The sequence below is a fragment of the Chryseobacterium sp. Bi04 genome, assembly GCF_918698085.1.
In the GTDB taxonomy this organism is placed as follows: Bacteria; Bacteroidota; Bacteroidia; order Flavobacteriales; family Weeksellaceae; genus Chryseobacterium.
In genome coordinates, this window is the sequence record NZ_CAKKLP010000003.1 from 267,618 (window position 1) to 286,257 (window position 18,640).

Sequence of the window (18,640 nt, forward strand, 5' to 3'; positions counted from 1 at the left end):
TAATTAGACATAAGATTTTTAGACATGAGATGAGAGACATATAATGTTTGTCAAAAATCTTTTAATCTTCAATCTTTTAATCTTTTAATCTAAATTAAATGAATATAAAAATTTTAACACCAGAATACGTAGTTTTTGAAGGAGAAGTAAACTCAGTATTGTTGCCTGGAAAAAATGGTGAATTTCACATCATGCAAAACCACGCAGGAATTGTTTCTTCTTTAATCGGTGGTAAAGTGAAGCTTTTTGCTAATTCAATTGATGAAGCTTTTGCTAAAAACTTTACTAAAGAAAATGAGAAAGACTCTGTTTTTTCTTATTCTATCAAAAGCGGTGTTGTAGAATTTAATCATAATAAAGGAATTATCCTTTGTGAATAATTAAATGAAAAGCTAAATATATTTTCAAGAAAGTGTAACTTTGTGTTACACTTTTTTTATTTTATGTAAAAGGCTGGTTCTATGAAGAAAAGTATCATTATATTCTTTACGCTTCTGGGAGTTTTCCTCAATGCCCAGAATATTAAAACCAAAAGAGGAATTATTAACTTAGACGGAATTCCGGTAGCAAAACTCTCCAATAAATCCAATAATTATACCTTTATGGATTTAAAGGAAACACCGCTATATACGATAAAATTTATTGATAAAAGTATCGTTGACTCGGTGAGAGACAGCTACATAGAAATTAATAGGGTGTATAACAGGGATAAAGTAATAGAACTGGATTATATTTCACCGTCGGCATTTTCCGGGGAAGAAAAATCTGCCGTCTACACCTCTGTGAAGGGGCTTAAAATAATTGATAATAAAGGAATCAATGTAAAAAATCTTGATGAACTGTTTTCGAACATGCCTAAAAGAAAGCTGGACAGTAAAACAAAAGAAGCTTATACCATCAGGAAAAAGATTGATAAACTGAATATTGAGGTCAATAAAGTAGGCGAAATCCTAAGCAATGGTGTTCCGGTGGGATATTTTACCAATTTACCTGTAAGTTTTGGTTCAGACGATACGATCATGGATAAAACTTTTATAGATATTGAGATTTATGATGCTAAAAGTAAATATATCGGACGGTATATTACAACCACAAAACAATTGAAAAGTGCTGGCGGTAAGTCTTTTACAATTTATAAGGAAATGTCGGGCAGAGCTTCTATCTTAAAATTTCCAACTTATAAGGCACTTGCAGAACGCATGGCTATTATGGATCCCAATTTTATTAAAACTCAGGAAAAAGTATCCGTTGGCCCTGTTGTAAAAGATACAGCTAATTAAAAACTTTCAATGGAAAAGGTTCTTATCGTAAGATAGGCTTGGTTTGCAAAATCCGTGAGCGTATTACCTTCAATAAAAATTAAACTTCATCCAAAATCTACCACAGTCTTTGTCATTCCGCAGGAATCTCAACGTTGTTAATATAGAAATACAATCTGGATTCCTCCGGAATGACAAACTGAGCGCTTTTATCGTATAAAGGATTTGATTGATCCGCAAAGCCTGCGCGCGTATTGTCTTCAATAAAAATTAAACTTCATCCAAAATCTACCACAATCATTGTCATTCCGCAGGAATCTCAACGTTGTTAATATAAAAATACAATCTGGATTCCTCCGGAATGACAAACTGAGCGCTTTTATCGTATAATAAAAAAGCTTTGCTTGATCCGCAAAGCCTGCGAGCGTATTGCCTTCAATAAAAATTAAACTTCATCCAAAATCTACCACAGTCTTTGTCATTCCGCAGGAATCTCAACGTTGTTAATATAAAAATACAATCTGGATTCCTCCGGAATGACAAACTGAGCGCTTTTATCATATAATAAAAAGGATTTGCTTGATCCGCAAAGCCTGCGAGCATATGATCTTTCAATAAAAATTAAACTTCATCCAAAATCTACCACAGTCTTTGTCATTCCGCAGGAATCTCAACGTTGTTAATATAGAAATACAATCTGGATTCCTCCGGAATGACAAACTGAGCGCTTTTATATAATAAAAAAGGATTTGCTTGATCCGCAAAGCCTGCGCGTATTGTCTTCAATAAAAATTAAACTTCATCCAAAATCTACCACAACCTTTGTCATTCCGCAGGAATCTCAACGTTATTAATATAGAAATACAATCTGGATTCCTCCGGAATGACAAACTAAATGTTTTTATCATATAATAAAAAAATCTGCAAAATCTACAAAAGTTGTATTCAATAGGAATGGGCTTTAGCCCATTCGTTCATCAATAATTTTAAAAATTAATTGGCTTTAGCCAAAACCTAATAGAGAAGTATTCTATAAATGCATAAAAGAATGGTGCAGACTTTTCCGTACCGTTTTCACTTTTAAAAAAAATCATTTTTATACCTTAAATTGAAAAATCTATGGAATTTTTCAAAATCCCTGAGAAAAAACTGAAATTTTATAAACTCAAAATGACCCCGTTTTCTTTTAATTGCTGCATTGGTTTTGAGAACCAGAAAAGCTCAAAATCCTCAAAATTTTCTTCAAACTGATTCTTAAGTTGTTGAGCTGTAATCTTTTTCGAACTTTCTATAGAGTTCTCCTGCAATACATTCAGTAACCAATCAGCTTTCTCTTGCTCCAGCTCGATCTTCACGATATTGGTTTTTAAGTGGAATGTAATTAATGTGTACGTACCAGAATGTTTCTTTTTTGTTTTTACGCGATTCTCAGCGATTACATTTTTAGTTAAAAACACAATTTTTGAGTTTCCTTTAAAAGCAAATGAATCATCTTCTAAAAGACAGTCATGAATATGATCAGGATGAATTGTTGTTCTTGGAATTTTAAAATCGAACCATTCCTGAAGGGGAATTTCAAAATTAATTCCATGCATATAATTGAAGAGGGATTTTTTTAATCCAAAGCTGAATTTATTATGATCGATTCCTGTTTTATCTTTAAAGTCGATGTCATTGTTTGCGAATAGAATTTCCTGTTTTACCGGAATAACTCCGAAATCTTCGGGATTGATTCCTACAGGTGAATGGGCAGTCATGGCAAACTGATGCCAGAATCCACTTTGAAGAATTCCCATTTCAAACATTTGACGAATCATCTCCAGTGAGTCTATTGTTTCCTGAACAGTTTGGGTAGGGTAGCCATACATCAGATAGGCATGAACCATAATTCCAGCTTCAGTAAAATTTTTCGTTACTTTGGCCACCTGCTCCACAGAAACTCCTTTATCAATTAATTTTAATAACCGGTCACTGGCTACTTCAAGACCTCCTGAAACGGCAACGCATCCAGATAATTTTAAAAGATAGCATAAATCACTGGTAAAGCTTTTTTCAAAACGGATATTGGTCCACCATGTTACGACAAGATTTCTTCTGAGAATTTCCAGTGCAACTTCTCTCATCAAAGCTGGAGGTGCTGCTTCATCTACAAAATGAAAACCTGTTTCACCGGTTGTTTTGATGAGTTCTTCCATTCTGTCTACCAAAATTTTGGCAGAGATAGGTTCATAGATTTTAATATAATCTAAGGAAATATCACAGAAGGTACATTTACCCCAATAACATCCATGAGCCATGGTCAGTTTGTTCCATCTGCCGTCACTCCATAAGCTGTGCATGGGATTGGCAATTTCAATAACGGAAATATACTGGTCTAATTTTAAATCTGTATAGTCCGGAGTACCAATTTCAGCCTGCTTATAATCGTGTCTTTTGGAATTGTTTTTATAGGCAACTTCCTGATTTTCAATTAAAAAAGTTCTTTTATATTCAAATTCTTCTACAGGATGCAATACGTTTTGACAAAGTAATTCAATAGGAAGTTCACCGTCATCCAAGGTGATAAAATCAAAGAATTCAAAAACTCTCTGATCTTTAACCTCTCTTAATTCTGTATTGGGAAAACCTCCTCCCATAGCTATTTTAATGTGAGGAAAGTTCTTTTTAATAAACTGAGCACACTTAAAAGCCGAGTACAAATTTCCGGGAAAAGGAATTGAAAAACAAACCAGTTTAGGCTGTATATTTTCTATTTCATCCTGGAGAATTTTCAATGTAAAATCATCAATAAATGTTTGTGGACCGGCTAATTTTGAATACAGCTCGTCAAAAGAATTGGCACTTTTCCCAAGGCGTTCTGCATATCTGCTGAATCCGAAATCAGGATCATTATTTTCAATGATATAGTCTGAGATATCTTCCAGGTATAAGGTGGCCAAATGTTTGGCTTTATCCTGTAAACCCATATTTCCGAAAGCAAAATCCATATCATCCAGTTGGTTGAAGCGGGAAGCTTCGGGCAGAAAATTCATGCTGCAGATCTGTCTGGCTAATGTTGGATTTTTACCCTGTAAAAAAGAAATTACTTGGTCAATGGTTTTTAAATACTCTTCTCTTAAAGCAAATATTCTCTGTGTATTTTCAGTAGAAATCTGAAGATCAATATTTTTATCAAAAACCTTTTTAAGCCCATCTCTAGAGAACAATTCTAAAATAACATCAATACCCAGATCAAGCTGATAGCTGGAAATATCTTTGGTGTTCAAAAATCCTTTGATATAAGCTGTTGCGGGATAAGGAGTATTGAGTTGGGTAAAAGGTGGGGTGATAAGAAGCAGATCTTTCAACAGAAAATTTTTGCAAAGTTATAAGTTTTAAATCTAAAAGAGCAAAGATTTTTACTGATATTTAACGAAAATTATAAAAGTGTTTTCAAAAGCCTTATTGATAGTAATGATTATGTTTCCAGTGATAATAGGTCCATCCTATACCAAATAATCCGGGATATGTTTCAATATCGAGATAATCTCCTTTTCCAAATTGATTATAAGTTTTGCGCCTTACATTGATTACATCAGGCTTTGTATATTCTTTTAGATAGTAGGAACGCAAATATCCATCACTATTTTTATCCCTGATAATTTTAAATTTTTTGTCAAGAATTTCATATTTCATATTTTGAATAATGAGGAATGTTTTGGTGGGATTATGATGATCAGTTGTTGGATAAATGTCTGTATGTTCCGTTGCTGATACATCTTTCCAAAATGGAACCGGATTCATTTTTTCTTTCGGAATCGTCATAAACTGATAGTTTGTAATTTCAGAATAACCATCCGAATCTGTTTTTTCTTCTGTAGAAATGGCTTTATCAGTAATTAAGTATACTTTCGATAATGGTTTGGAAAAGTCAAAGGATACATTAAGTGCTAAGAAAAAGAGGATAGAATAGAAACTCATAGTCTGTAAGATACTTTGAGAGTTCTTTGACATATCTTTATCTTTCGATTTTATATAAAGCCCTGCTATTACCGGTAAAGAGAATAAAACTAGCTGGGTTATTAAACTGAAATGATACAGTTCAAAGATTTTCCAGGCTATAAAAATATATAAAACAGGTGTGGTAAGAAATAGAAGTTTATAATAAATTGACTGATCGATATTTTTCCTATCTGTGTCATTCATAAAAAACCTGATCCAGGGAATACAGAAAATGATCACACATAGAAATCTAAACTGCAACGATACCGGCTCCGAAAAAAATAAAACTAAACATAAGAATATTCTAGTAATAAAAGAAAAAATGATCTTTTGAATAATTTGCATAGTTATTACCCATCAATTGTTGAGTAAATATAATATAAAAATTTTGTAATGACATAAGTAATTATCAGCAAGCCACTTTAGGCCGTGCATTGATTAATTTTCGACTTCCTGTTGCCGGCAATCACATTAAGGGTAACTGCTAAAAGAATCAGCGTAATACCGATGAACAGATTAGTTGTGAACTTTTCATGAAATATCAGTACACTTACCATTACGGCAACTACAGGTTCCAAAGCGCCAAGTATTGCCGTGGGAGTGGATCCTATGTATTTAATGGCGTATACCAGGCATAAGCTGGAAATAACGGTAGTCAGAAAAGCAAAAATGAGAAAATTAAAAAATAGAGATAGGGAAGGTATCGTTAAAGATCCTCCCTCCAAACCTGTCTTTGTCATAAAAAACAGAGATGTGATAAGCATGGAATAAAAAGACAGCTTAAATCCGGAAACCTTGAGATCTGATTTATTGACAATAACCATATATAATGCATAAAAAAGAGAACTCAGCATGACAACTCCCAATCCTGTAAAGTTGATGTCCAGTCCGTTTCCTTTTAAACATAAAACAATAACGCCTGCAAAAGCAAATAGCAATGATACTATAGACAGCCTGTTGAGCTTTTCCTTATAGAAAAAGAACATAATCAAAGCTACAATAACAGGATAAATAAATAAAACAGTAGAAGCGATACCTGGGGTGAGAAAGTCGTAGCCTAAAAATAAAAACTCCGAAGACAAAGCATAGCAGATTCCCAGAACAGCTAATATCAACAATTCTTTCTTATTGATTTTGAAACTCTCTTTAGAATAGAGGAGATATCCACCTACCAGTAAAGCAGAAAAGAAAAACCTGTAAAATAAGGTTACATCTACTGAAAAATGCGCCTGCTTGATGGGCAGAATAAAAATAGGAATCAATCCATAGGAAACAGCAGACAGCGTTCCCAACATATATCCTCTGAGCTTCATTTCGTTTGTATAGCTTTTATAGTTTTTAAATAAAAAACCACTGAATCAATCAGTGGTTTTTGTATGTTTATGATTAAATCGGCTTAAAACTTAATCCCTGTTCCTGCAGTAAGAGCTGTTCCTGCTCTTTATAGTAACCACTTACTAATTTATCATGAATAGCTTCAAACGCTGCGAGAGTTTCATTAATCTCTGCATCGGTATGAGATGCTGTAGGAATTAATCTTAAAAGAATCATTCCTTTTGGAATTACAGGATATACAACAACAGATGTAAAAATACCGTAATTTTCTCTTAAGTCTTTAACCAATAGAGTTGCTTCTACCGGAGTTCCCTGCATCATAACCGGAGTTACACATGTATTGGTATCACCGATATTAAACCCTCTTTCTTTAAGACCACTCTGCAATTTTTCAACATTCTCCCAAAGTTTTGCTTTGATCTCTGGTCTTGATCTCAATAGTTCCAATCTTTTTAAACCTCCGATTACCATTGGCATGGTAAGAGATTTAGCGAAAATTTGAGACCTTAAGTTAAATTTCAGATATCTGATGATTTCTTTATCACCCGCAAGGAATGCTCCGAAACCTGCCATTGATTTTGCGAACGTAGAGAAGTATACATCGATCTGATCATTACAGTCCTGCTCTTCGCCTACTCCTGCACCTGTTTTACCAAGCGTTCCAAATCCGTGGGCATCATCTACTAAAAGTCTGAACTTATATTTTGATTTAAGATCACAAATCTCTTTGATTTTTCCTTGCTGTCCTCTCATCCCGAAAACTCCTTCAGTAATTACTAAAATACCACCTCCGGTTTCTTCAGCAACTTTAGTAGCTCTTTGAAGGTTTTTTTCAAGGCTCTCTATATCGTTATGTCTGTAGGTAAATCTTTTACCTGAATGAAGTCTTACTCCATCCACGATGCACGCATGAGAATCCATATCATAAACAATGACATCATTTCTGCTTACCAAAGCATCAATGGTAGATACCATTCCCTGGTAACCGAAGTTTAATAAATATGCTGATTCTTTTTGTACAAAATCTGCCAATTCTCTTTCCAGCTGAAGGTGCTGATCTGTCTCTCCGGACATCGCCCTTGCTCCCATAGGATAAAACATTCCATATTCTGCAGCTGCATTGGCATCCGCTTCCTTCACTTCAGGATGGTTACAAAGACCTAAATAGTCATTGGCACTCCAGAAAATTACTTCTCTACCCTGAAATTGCATTCTCGGACCAATGGGGCCCTCCAATCTTGGGAAAATAAAATAGCCTTCACCATAATCTGCAAATTGTCCAAGAGGTCCTGGATTTTCTTTTATTCTTTCAAAAATATCCAACATTATATCGTGATTTTTAAGTAAAAAAGCCTTTGTTGTAGAACACGCAAAAGGCTTGATTTATATTGTGATTATATATTATTATTTGATAAACTCTGTCTTGAAGACTTCATCGTAATTGTGAACACAATTATTAACAAATCCCTGCTCAGCCATCCATTTATCATTGTACACCTTTGTAATATATCTTGAACCGTGATCAGGATAAATCAAGACAATGATATCATCCTTCGTTAGTTCGTGAGATTGGGCATATTGTATTAACCCCTGCGTTACGGCTCCGGTAGTATAACCTCCCATGATGGCCTCTTTTAAAGCAATTTCGCGGGTTCTGTATGCAGCCATTTCATCATTTACTCTTACAAACTCATCTACTTTATCAAAAAGAAGGGCAGAAGGAATTAAATTTTTTCCCATACCTTCAATTTGATAAGGATGAACATCTTCCTTATGGATTTCTCCCGTCTCATGATAGCTTTTTAATATAGATCCATCTGCATCCACCCCAATAATTTTAATATCCGGATTCTTCTCTTTCAAAAATTTAGCGGAACCTGACAGGGTACCACCTGTTCCTGTACATGCAAAAAGGTGAGTGACCTTACCTTCTGTCTGTTCCCAAATTTCAGGACCCGTAGTCTGATAGTGGGCATCAATATTCAGTTCATTAAAGTACTGATTGATATAAATAGAATTAGGGGTTTCCTGAGCGATTCTCTTAGCTACTTCATAGTATGATCTCGGATCATCCGCTGCTACATTAGCCGGACATATATATACAGTTGCTCCTAATGCTTTTAGATAAGCAATCTTTTCAGGTTTCGTTTTGTCGCTTACTGCGAGAATACATTTATATCCTTTGATGATACATACCATTGCAATAGAAAATCCGGTATTTCCGGAAGTAGTTTCTACAACTACAGAATCTTCTTTTAATAAACCTCTCTGCTCTGCATTTTCTATAATATGTAGTGCAATTCTATCTTTGGTGGAATGTCCAGGATTATATGATTCTAACTTGGCATAAACGGTTGCTGGAATATCTTTTGTGACGGTATTTAGCTTCACCATAGGAGTATGTCCTATCAGGCCAAGAATATTATCGTAAACATTACTCATTACTTGTTATTTTCAATAAAAATCTGACTGCAAAAATACAAAAAAATAAATAATTACTAAACTTTTGTTTGATTTCTAGAAGTCAATTTTAGAAAACTTATTTTCTCATTTACAGTTTTAGCAGGTGTATGATCGCAAATTCTACGCCAAATTTTTAAATTTTGTTAAAAACAATATAAAATAATATAAAAGCCTTATTTTCGCATAATTGATTTAATACTATGAAAAATTGGACTTTTAGGCAATGGAACACCGCTTTAGGATGGGTGATTTTCGTCATTGCGTTTTTTACGTACTTGTCCACGATAGAACCCAATTTCAGTTTTTGGGATTGTGGAGAGTACATTTCTTCAGCAGTAAAACTTGAAGTAACGCATGCTCCGGGAGCAGCTTTATTCCAGATTGTGGGTGCCGTGGCAGCCATTTTTGCATTAGGAAAAGGCGAAAATTATTCTATCGTAATTAATGCGATGTCTGCATTGTTCAGTGCACTGACTATTTTATTTTTGTTTTGGACCATTACACATTTTGTAAGAAGACTCTTAAACAAAGACTTTGAAGAGATTACCAAACATCAGGAAATCTCTATTTTATTTGCTGGAGCAATAGGAGCACTCTGCTTTACGTTCTCAGATACCTTTTGGTTTTCTGCAGTAGAAGGAGAAGTATACTCAATGGCTTCCATGTTTATCGCACTTTTGGTCTGGTTGATCACAAAATGGGAGAATGAGTATAAAGCTGCTGACAGTGAGAGATGGATCATCCTTATTTTCTTTATTTTAGGTCTTTCTGTTGGGGTACACATGATGTGTATGCTGGCTATCCCTGCAGTATGCCTTGTATACTATGCAAGAAATTATAAGTTTACCTGGAAAAACTTTATCTGGGCAAACCTTATTACCCTGGGAATTTTGATTATTGTCTTCAAAATTATTTTCCCTTTAATTATGACCATGTTCGGAAGACTGGAGATTTTCTTCGTAAACGGGCTGGGACTTCCTTTCCACTCAGGAACTATTGTTGCATTTATCCTAATGGTAGCGATCTGCTATTTTATTATTAAATATGCCAGAAGAGCCAAGAAAAATGTATACCAGACGGCAGCTTTATCTGTGGTTTTCATGATGATAGGATTTTCTTGCTGGATGGTTATCCCAATCAGAGCAAATGCCAATCCACCTATGAACCTTAATGATCCTGATACAGCTATTGGTATGTTGGATTATTACAACAGAGAACAGTATGGTGACTGGCCAACGATCTACGGACAAAACTATACGGCATTTCTTGATGCTAACGGAATCGAGAAAAATGAAGACGGAAGTTTTAAAACAACGAAAACCGGGGAAATCTACGAAAAAGATGAAAAAACCGGAACGTATAGAAAAACCGGAGATCGTTTCAATTATGTATTCAATAAGTCTCAGATAAGCTTAATGCCAAGAATGTTCAGTGAAGATAAAGATGTAATGGCGAATTATATTGCCATGTATGGAGCTCCTGATTTTACATTCAATTATGGCAATGAAGATGTTGCAGATAACCCACAGGCTAAGCAGATCTTCGATGAGATGAGAACGAAATATGAAGATAAATCAATTACTGCGGCAGATTATCTGAAAGTAAAACCATATAACCTGATCAATGTTCAAAAGCCTTCATTACTCCAGAATATGGATTATTTCATTTCTTTCCAGAACGGATATTACTTTGTAAGATACCTGATGTGGAACTTTGTAGGAAGACAAAATGATCTTGAAGGAAACATGGAAAGTACAAAAGGAAACTGGATTTCAGGTATTCCTTTTATCGATAATGCATTAGTAGGAAATCAGGATAAAATGCCTGCTAAGTTTAAAAATGAAAGTACCGTAGCATTTTTCTTCCTTCCATTGATTTTAGGTTTGATTGGATTCTTTTTCCAACTGAACCGTGATTTCGGAAGATTTTATGCCTTATTATCTTTATTTATTTTAACCAGTGTAGGAATTGTTTTCTATACAGGAGTAAAACCTTTTGAGCCTAGAGAAAGAGATTATGCCATGGTAGGTTCTTTCTATGCTTTCGCGATCTGGATAGGATTGGGAGCAGGTGCTATTCTTTGGTTCTTACAATCCAAAATAAAATCTAACGGTGCTAATATTGCTTTAGGAGTTGTTTTATTGGGAGTACCATTTATGATGGGCTTCCAGAACTATAATGTTCACGACAGAAGCAATAGATATACAGCGTATGACTATGCTTATTCTGTATTAAAATCACTGCCTAAGAACGATATCCTGTTCGTATATGGAGATAATGATACTTACCCGGTTTGGGCTATTCAGGAAACTGAAAGATTCAGAGATGATGTAAAAGTAGTTAACTTTACCCTTGCTTCAACACCATGGAACTTAGATCAGGTGAAAAGAAGAACGTATAATGCAATGGGTATCCCAAGTCAGTTAACACATGATGATTACAGAGACGGTGTCAATGACCAGATCTATATGATGAAGAAAGAAGATTGGGAAGGGGTTTTCTCTATGTTGAAAGAACAGGGCGCTCCTGAAACGGAATTCCAGTCATTCAAAAAATATCTTACTCAGGATTCTTTAACATTGAAGCAGGCTATTGAGTTCATTAAATTCAAGTCTCCTGAAAAAGATCAGCTTTTAAAAATGTATTTCGGAGAAGAGAAATATGAAAAATATAATATTCTTCCGGTTAATAAATTTATCCTTCCTGTCAATAAAGAAAATGCTTTGAAAGCAGGAATCATCAACACGGAAGATCTTCCGAATGTAGCGAATCAGATTATGATCACTTACAAAGGAAACACGCTTTATAAGAACAACCTGATTCTGCTGGACCTGTTGGCAAACTTCGACTGGAAACGTCCGATCAATTTCTCCTCAGGAGGAATCTATGACAGCGAAAATATTTTCTACCTAAATGAATATCTTCAGTTTGACGGATTCAGCTACAGGCTAATACCAATTCATACGCCTCAAACTCCGGATGGAGATATGGGAAGAGTAGATGCCAACTCATTGTATAATGTAGTGAAAAACTTCAGATGGGGGAATTTCAAAAATTTAAATACCCACTTTGATGAGACAGCTACATCCAATATTATCAGCTACAGAATGTCAGCAAGCAGAGCCGCTTCAGCACTTGCATTGAATAATCAGAAAGCAAAAGCATTGGAAATTCTGGATCTTGCAGCCAAAGAAATTCCTGCAGAGAAATATAATGATCCCCGTTCATTAAGTTCAATTGTATCAGGATACATTATTGCAGGTCAGGAGCAGAAAGGTCTTCAGCTGGCAGAAGTACTTAAGAAAGGAATCTTTGAAGAATATGATTATTATTTAAGCCTTTCTAAAGCGGATCAGAGTTATCTGAGAAGACAGATGAGAACAAAACCTATGGAATATTCTCTTATTGTTTCTGCAGTTACAGATGCTTATACAAGAATAGGTCAGAAAGAAAAAGCATATGCTTATCTGGTAAAATCCATTGAACCGATTGATAAGAAATTCAATGTTTTTGTAAAAGAACTTCAGCAGATGGGTAAAGACAAAGCAATGAAGGAATCTGAAAATGTTCAGCAGATCACACCATTCTATCAGTATTTATTTGATATCATGGAACCTTTTGATTCTACGTATTCAAAAGAAAAAGAAAATCAGATTACTACTGCAATTATCAAGGTAACACAATAAAATACTTTAAAAACGGAACTTCGGTTCCGTTTTTTTATTATTGGGAATCCTGAATTTTAAGGCTATATTTGTGAAACTAAAAATACAGAATGTCCGAAACAAAGAATAGCAGGTTCCCCATCTATGCTGTAATTTTTACAGTACTTTTTAAACTCCTTTTTTTATTAACGCACTATATCCAGGAAGATGCATTTATTACCTGGAGGGTCGCTCAGAATTTACTGGATTACGGAGTGATCGGTTTCAATGGAGATACTAAAATCTCGGCTTCTACCACTCATCTGTATGTTTTTGTATCCTATATTTTCAACTTTGTTTTTGGAAAAGAAAACTTTATTGAACCTCTTTTGATTTTCAATTCTCTTCTTTTTACAATAGGGACATTGTTTCTTTCTCATTTGGTTCTTAAAAATCCTTTGCATAAAGCTATTTTCATCTTTTTAATAGGTATTCTTCCTCCTTCCATTAAAATTTCAATCCTTGGAATGGAATATGGACTATTATTTTTTCTGGAGATGTCATTGCTGTATTATGGCTTTTACAAAGGAAAAAAATGGGTGCTGGCCTTACTTCCGGTTCTGATCATGTTCACAAGAATAGACACGGTAATCTTCCTGGGAATTGTTTTTTTGGTTGACCTTTTCTGGAACAAAAAAATCAGATGGATTTATGTCTTTGGTGGGATTTGGGGTGTTTTATTTACCGTAGCCTTCAACTGGTTTTACTTTGGTGAGCTTGTCAATAATACCATCACAGCAAAGAAATTACTGTATGAGCAAAGTTTTACACTGCAGCAGCACATTAATTATTTCTTTGCGAGTTTTGGAAATTTCTGGGGAATGCTGAAAGTACCTGGGAATTTTAATCCTGTAACAGTTGTTGTATTGATTTTTGAGCTTCTGTGCTTCATTTACCTGGTCAGACAAAGAAATAACAGGAATTATTTCCTGTGGATGATTTTTATTTTCGGATGGATAAAACAGATTATTTTTATCTCTCAAAAAAGCTTATTCGATTGGTATTACTGGGTTCCACAGCTTCTGCTTTTCGTGCCTGTTCTTATTTTTATCTTAGAACAGAAAGAGAAAAGAAACCTGTGGCTGTCTTTATTGATTATATTTTATATTGTTCCCATGCTTGCCTTTCAGACTATTCATTCTATTGCGACAGGAAATGGAGAATGGAATTACCGCAGAACAATAGGGGTATTTTTAAACCAATATGAAAAAGATAAAAATCAATGGATCTTGCTGGAACCGGCGGGATATGTTCCTTACTTTTCGGAGTTAAAAACAATTGATGAAGTAGGGCTGGTAGATAAACAGATTCAGGAAGAAATCAAAAAGGATAAAGCGAATTATTGGATCAATACAGTAAAAACAAGAAAGCCAAAATATCTTCTTTCCTATAAAAATCTGTATGAAGGCAATGATGCTAATGCTGTTTATTATCAGACCCATTACAGGCTTCTGAAAGAATTCAGAGTGAAAGATCACCTGAAAAGCGACCACAAAATACTGGAAAAAATCTATCAGCTGAAGCCTTCCGGAACAGATTATAATCTATACATTAAAATAGAATAAAGAAGTTGAAAGGGTAGACGGACTCAAACTCCCAAACTCTCAAACCCTCCGACTCTCAAACCTTCAAACCCAACCTATGAAATACTGTGCTTTTCTCCGTGGTGTCAACGTAAAAGGAACAAACATGAAAATGGCTGACGTATGCCAGGTTTTTAAAGAGGCCGGAATGGAAGATGTAAGTTCCATACTCGCTTCCGGAAATATCGTTTTTTCTTCAGATAAAACTGCTGAAGAATTAAAGATAGTTCTGGAAAAAGCAATGTCCGGGCATTTTTCTTATGAAGCTTTTTTATTTGTTAAATCCAAAGAGGAAGTAGAATTATTCTGGAATGGTATCCCTTTCGAAAAGAGTGATGATCTCCATATTTATGCCTTTGTGGGAGTTCCAGGAATTGAGGATATTTTGATGGAGGAATTTCAAAAAGCTTCCCAGGCGGAAAATGAAAAGGCAGAAATTATCAACAGTTTATTTTACTGGCAGGTTCCAAAAGGAAATACCTTAGATTCTACATTTGGGAAAATTTTAGGGAAGAAAAGCCTTAAAGACCGGTTTACAAGCAGGAATACCAATACTTTTGAAAAAATCCTGAAGAAGATGAACTAAGATTTTTTAGAAGCCCTACTTAACATTGCTTAATTAAAAATTTATTGATTTCTTAATGTACATAATAAACAAACTTTCTTAATGCCTTAATGTTAAGATAAGGAGTATCTGTATACTCAATAGAAATGGGTTTTTAAAAAACAATAAATCCCAATCGGTTTTAGCCAAAACCTGATAAAAACAAAAAAGCTATCCTCAATGAGAATAGCTTTTTGTATGTAATTATTATAATGGAAGCACTACTTATTTAATGATTCTTTCCAATACCCATTCAATCAGGTTTTTCTCAGAAGCATGGTGATCTGCAGAGAATTCTCCACGTCTTCTGTTGGCAATTACGTTATTCACAGTAATGGCTTTATGTCCTAATAATTTTGAAAGAGCATAGATAGCAGAAGTTTCCATTTCGAAATTTGTGATCCCAAGATCATTTAAAGTTTCCAGGAATTGATCATCTACTGCTTTTAAACGAAGCTGTCTTCCCTGTGGAGCATAGAACCCTGGGAATGTAGCCGTATTTCCGTGGTATTTGGCATCTTTATAATAGTCTCCCATTTCTTCTGCCCAATCTGAGAAATAAAGCATCGGTTTGATTTTTTCGTAAGGGAATTTCTCCAGAAAGCTTTTTGAAAATTCGTTCTCAAAATTGTAATCCTGGTAGAAATGCATCAATCCGTCTAGTCCCACTACATTTTGGGTAACCAGCATATTATCAACCTGTACATCAGGGTTTACACTTCCGCAAGTTCCCATACGGAATAATTCAAGGGCCTTATGTTCAGTTTTAAACTCTTTATTTTTAAGATCGATGTTCACCAAAGCATCCAGTTCGTTCATTACGATATCGATGTTTTCAGTTCCGATACCTGTGGACATTACTGTGATCCTCTCTCCGCGAAGAGTTCCTGTATGCGTATAAAATTCTCTTTTATTTTTTTTGATTTCTACCGTATCAAAATATTTTGAAACCTTTGCCACTCTGTCAGGATCACCCACAAGGATAATTTTATCAGCGATATCTTCGGGTAAAAGATTCAAGTGGTATACACTTCCGTCTTCATTCAGAACAAGTTCTGAGGCAGCAAGTTTATTGAGCATAATGTATATTTTTGTATTTTAATTAATGAAAATTGCGTCTTTATAAGGAGATCCGGCAAGTTCAAAGATCGTATCGTATTCTTCAACGATTCTTTTTTGTCCCTGAACGACTTCGTAGACCGTAATAATTGTTTTTTCAAAGTTTTTAGGATCTTTCCGTTGTGAGGTAATCTCATAGAAATGATTATCCTTTTTGAGAACAGAAACAAGCTCTTCCTTAGTTGAGTTGTTGGTTTCCATCATTCCGGGAAATTCCATTACAACATCTTTTAGTTCAGTATAATTTTTATAAGGCTTTGTAACTCCATTTGAGTATACATAGACATTGGGAATATCTTTGCCCTGCTCTAAACGGACCAGGTAATAGTCGTTACCTTTCTTCTCTGCATAAACAGCCATTTCCTGTTGTTTTTTCTTTTGCGAAAAAGCAGAAAGAGAAAGCAGGCTGGCCATGCAAGCAAACAATAACTTTGTTTTCATATTACTATTTTTAGTTTTGATTTGTTGAATTATATTAAAAAATCCTCTCCCAGTAACCTTCACCATTATTTTTCACCGGTTTTTTTCGAAAGAACCGTTCTCCTTAGAATAATGAATTTGATTTCGGGGTTTAAAATTAGTAAAAAATCTGTTACCTATAAATATAAACATTTTTTAATCTCCTATTAAAGTTAAGATAATATTTGATTAATAGATTTGCCGTTAAAAATTAATGAGATCTTACCCATTGCTTGTTGTGATCCTTTTAATAGGATTTGCAGTAATGTCTTTTAACCCGGTTTACAAAGGAAAGGAAAACGAAAATACATTTATCAATAAAGGATTAACAGACTTTAAGGGTAAGCTGGAACAGCTGAAATCAGATGTTTACCGGTTTTCTGAAGATAAGATTTCCCTTGAAGAATTGCAAAAATCCCTTAGCAGTACCAGAAATTCATTCAAGGAAATAGAATTTTATATTGCCTATCATTATCCTGAATTTACAAAAACTCACCTTAATGCAGCTCCTTTATTCCATATAGAAGCAGCCGGAACATCAGCTTATACACTTCCACCGGAAGGGTTGCAGGTTTTGGATGAACTTATATTCTCCGAAGATGCCACGAATGAAAAAGAAAAGATTAAAACCATTACTGATTTTTTATATAAGAGCTATTCAAATTTCTATCTGAGCACCGTAAAAAATGGACTAAGCAGAGGAAATAATAAAACGTTGCCTTTACGTATAGAGCTGATCAGAATTTACACCTTGGGAGTGACAGGATTTGATACTCCGGGTTCTCTGAATACGTCTGAAGAAGCCCGTTCTGCATTTCTGGGAATAAAAAAATATATCAGTGACGATCTTTATTTTAAAAACTACAATATTGGAAAAGCCAATCAGATTCTGACTGAAGGAATCCGCTATCTGTCTTCCCATAAAGATTTTGAAACTTTTGACAGGATAGAATTTTATAAAAAATATATACAGCCATTATATGAAGAATTGGGAAGATGGGACGGCAGACCTGACGATTTGAAAGAATTCTCAGGCTGGAATGTAGATAACAAAAACCTTTTCAGCAGTGATTTCTTAGATCCATATTTCTATACTTTATTAAAATCTTCAGAAGACAGCCCTTCTCTTAGAAACCTCGGAAAATCCATTTTCTACGATCAGAATCTTAGTGGTAACGGGAAAATGAGCTGTGCAACCTGCCATCTTCAGGAAAACGCTTTTACAGACCTTACAGCAAAATCTCCAAGCAATATAGAAGGAAAAACAGTCTTAAGAAATTCACCGTCTCTTTATAATGCTGTTTTTGCGAAAAGATTTTTCTACGATCTTCGGGCTTTTTATCTTGAACAGCAGGCTGAGCATGTCATTTATAATGAAGAAGAGTTTAATACCAGCTATGAAAATATCATCAGCAAATTAAAAACAGATCCTGAATATAAAAATAAATTCCGTAATGCTTTTAAAGACGGTAAAATCAATAAGGAAAACTTCTCAAAAGCCTTAAGCTCTTATGTAGCTTCGTTGTATTCTTTTGACAGTGACTTTGACCGTTTTATGAGAAACGAAAAAGAGGTTTCCGAAGACGTTAAAAAAGGCTTTAATTTATTTATGGGAAAAGCCAATTGTGCGACCTGTCATTTTGCCCCTCATTTTTCAGGTTTAGTACCACCGCTTTTCAATGAAAATGAATCTGAAGTATTAGGAATCACAACAAAACCTGTCAGTCAGCTTCCTGTAGAGCTCGATTCCGATCTTGGAAGAGGAAAAAGCCCGGTGAAAAAAGAAAAATCATGGATTTATGATTACTCATTCAAAACTGTTACAGTAAGAAATATTGCCCTTACCAAACCTTATTTCCATAATGGAGCTTTCAATACAATGGAAGAAGTTCTCGATTTTTATAACGAAGGTGGAGGAGAAGGCTTAGGGTTAAAAATGAAAAATCAAACATTAGCTCCCGATAAACTGAATCTTAGCCCAACAGAAATCAAGCAGATTATCGCTTTCCTGAATGCTCTTACTGACGTGAGTAAAGCGAAATAATATGGGCTTTGGAAAAATAAGCTCCAGCCCACAACCTTATAGGTTTCAAAAACCTATAAGGTTTAACAAAAAGATCGATGTACAAAAGT

At 34.7% G+C, this 18,640-nt stretch carries 13 protein-coding genes; 6 read left to right on the forward strand and 7 right to left on the reverse strand.

Annotation, left to right across the window (positions count from 1 at the left end):
- Positions 1 to 98: 98 nt before the first annotated feature.
- Positions 99 to 380, forward strand: a complete 282-nt coding sequence (locus tag LQV47_RS07500) for a F0F1 ATP synthase subunit epsilon (RefSeq protein ID WP_230035469.1) — start codon at positions 99 to 101, stop codon at positions 378 to 380.
- 81 nt (positions 381 to 461) lie between these two features.
- Positions 462 to 1,280 carry a hypothetical protein gene (locus LQV47_RS07505; RefSeq protein WP_230035471.1) on the forward strand — a complete coding sequence of 273 codons (819 nt, stop codon included), beginning with the start codon at positions 462 to 464 and terminating at the stop codon, positions 1,278 to 1,280.
- A 1,136-nt stretch (positions 1,281 to 2,416) separates the two neighbouring features.
- Here the strand turns inward: LQV47_RS07505 and LQV47_RS07510 are convergent.
- The 5 genes from LQV47_RS07510 to LQV47_RS07530 form a co-directional block, all read right to left on the reverse strand.
- A complete protein-coding gene (locus tag LQV47_RS07510) occupies positions 2,417 to 4,606 on the reverse strand; it encodes a radical SAM protein (protein ID WP_230035473.1) in 2,190 nt (729 codons plus the stop codon).
- Between the two features lie 94 nt (positions 4,607 to 4,700).
- A complete protein-coding gene (locus tag LQV47_RS07515; protein WP_230035475.1) occupies positions 4,701 to 5,444 on the reverse strand; it encodes a hypothetical protein in 744 nt (247 codons plus the stop codon).
- A 218-nt stretch (positions 5,445 to 5,662) separates the two neighbouring features.
- Entirely contained in the window at positions 5,663 to 6,553 is an 891-nt protein-coding gene (locus LQV47_RS07520; protein ID WP_230035477.1) for a DMT family transporter, read from the reverse strand.
- A 73-nt stretch (positions 6,554 to 6,626) separates the two neighbouring features.
- A complete protein-coding gene (locus LQV47_RS07525) occupies positions 6,627 to 7,898 on the reverse strand; it encodes a pyridoxal phosphate-dependent aminotransferase family protein (protein ID WP_230035654.1) in 1,272 nt (423 codons plus the stop codon).
- A gap of 81 nt (positions 7,899 to 7,979) precedes the next feature.
- Positions 7,980 to 9,017: a cysteine synthase family protein gene (locus LQV47_RS07530; protein WP_230035479.1), complete on the reverse strand. Its 1,038-nt coding sequence runs from the start codon at positions 9,015 to 9,017 to the stop codon at positions 7,980 to 7,982.
- Positions 9,018 to 9,238: 221 nt separating this feature from the next.
- Between LQV47_RS07530 and LQV47_RS07535 the strand changes: the two genes are divergently transcribed.
- From LQV47_RS07535 to LQV47_RS07545, 3 genes are all read left to right on the forward strand, one after another.
- A complete protein-coding gene (locus tag LQV47_RS07535) occupies positions 9,239 to 12,724 on the forward strand; it encodes a DUF2723 domain-containing protein (RefSeq protein ID WP_230035481.1) in 3,486 nt (1,161 codons plus the stop codon).
- Between the two features lie 89 nt (positions 12,725 to 12,813).
- Complete coding sequence (locus LQV47_RS07540) at positions 12,814 to 14,307, forward strand: hypothetical protein (RefSeq protein ID WP_230035483.1); 1,494 nt, start codon at positions 12,814 to 12,816, stop codon at positions 14,305 to 14,307.
- A gap of 76 nt (positions 14,308 to 14,383) precedes the next feature.
- Positions 14,384 to 14,911: a DUF1697 domain-containing protein gene (locus LQV47_RS07545; protein WP_230035485.1), complete on the forward strand. Its 528-nt coding sequence runs from the start codon at positions 14,384 to 14,386 to the stop codon at positions 14,909 to 14,911.
- A gap of 243 nt (positions 14,912 to 15,154) precedes the next feature.
- Here LQV47_RS07545 and LQV47_RS07550 read toward each other — a convergent pair whose 3' ends face one another.
- Together LQV47_RS07550 and LQV47_RS07555 are read right to left on the reverse strand one after the other, a co-directional pair.
- Complete coding sequence (locus LQV47_RS07550) at positions 15,155 to 16,009, reverse strand: nucleoside phosphorylase (protein ID WP_230035487.1); 855 nt, start codon at positions 16,007 to 16,009, stop codon at positions 15,155 to 15,157.
- 18 nt (positions 16,010 to 16,027) lie between these two features.
- Positions 16,028 to 16,489, reverse strand: coding sequence for a hypothetical protein (locus LQV47_RS07555; RefSeq protein WP_230035489.1), 462 nt, complete (start codon positions 16,487 to 16,489; stop codon positions 16,028 to 16,030).
- Between the two features lie 232 nt (positions 16,490 to 16,721).
- Here LQV47_RS07555 and LQV47_RS07560 point away from each other — a divergent pair, with 232 nt between their 5' ends.
- The gene (locus LQV47_RS07560) at positions 16,722 to 18,551 is read left to right on the forward strand and encodes a cytochrome c peroxidase (protein WP_230035491.1); all 1,830 of its coding nucleotides are present in this window, start codon (positions 16,722 to 16,724) and stop codon (positions 18,549 to 18,551) included.
- The last annotated feature ends 89 nt before the right edge of the window (positions 18,552 to 18,640 follow it).

Coding starts and splice junctions, on each gene's coding strand:
- LQV47_RS07555 (WP_230035489.1), bottom strand. CDS start 16,489: ATGAAAACAAAGTTATTGTTTGCTTGCATGGCCAGCCTGCTTTCTCTT.
- LQV47_RS07560 (WP_230035491.1), top strand. CDS start 16,722: ATGAGATCTTACCCATTGCTTGTTGTGATCCTTTTAATAGGATTTGCA.
- LQV47_RS07535 (WP_230035481.1), top strand. CDS start 9,239: ATGAAAAATTGGACTTTTAGGCAATGGAACACCGCTTTAGGATGGGTG.
- LQV47_RS07550 (WP_230035487.1), bottom strand. CDS start 16,009: ATGCTCAATAAACTTGCTGCCTCAGAACTTGTTCTGAATGAAGACGGA.
- LQV47_RS07520 (WP_230035477.1), bottom strand. CDS start 6,553: ATGAAGCTCAGAGGATATATGTTGGGAACGCTGTCTGCTGTTTCCTAT.
- LQV47_RS07530 (WP_230035479.1), bottom strand. CDS start 9,017: ATGAGTAATGTTTACGATAATATTCTTGGCCTGATAGGACATACTCCT.
- LQV47_RS07545 (WP_230035485.1), top strand. CDS start 14,384: ATGAAATACTGTGCTTTTCTCCGTGGTGTCAACGTAAAAGGAACAAAC.
- LQV47_RS07505 (WP_230035471.1), top strand. CDS start 462: ATGAAGAAAAGTATCATTATATTCTTTACGCTTCTGGGAGTTTTCCTC.
- LQV47_RS07515 (WP_230035475.1), bottom strand. CDS start 5,444: ATGAATGACACAGATAGGAAAAATATCGATCAGTCAATTTATTATAAA.
- LQV47_RS07500 (WP_230035469.1), top strand. CDS start 99: ATGAATATAAAAATTTTAACACCAGAATACGTAGTTTTTGAAGGAGAA.
- LQV47_RS07540 (WP_230035483.1), top strand. CDS start 12,814: ATGTCCGAAACAAAGAATAGCAGGTTCCCCATCTATGCTGTAATTTTT.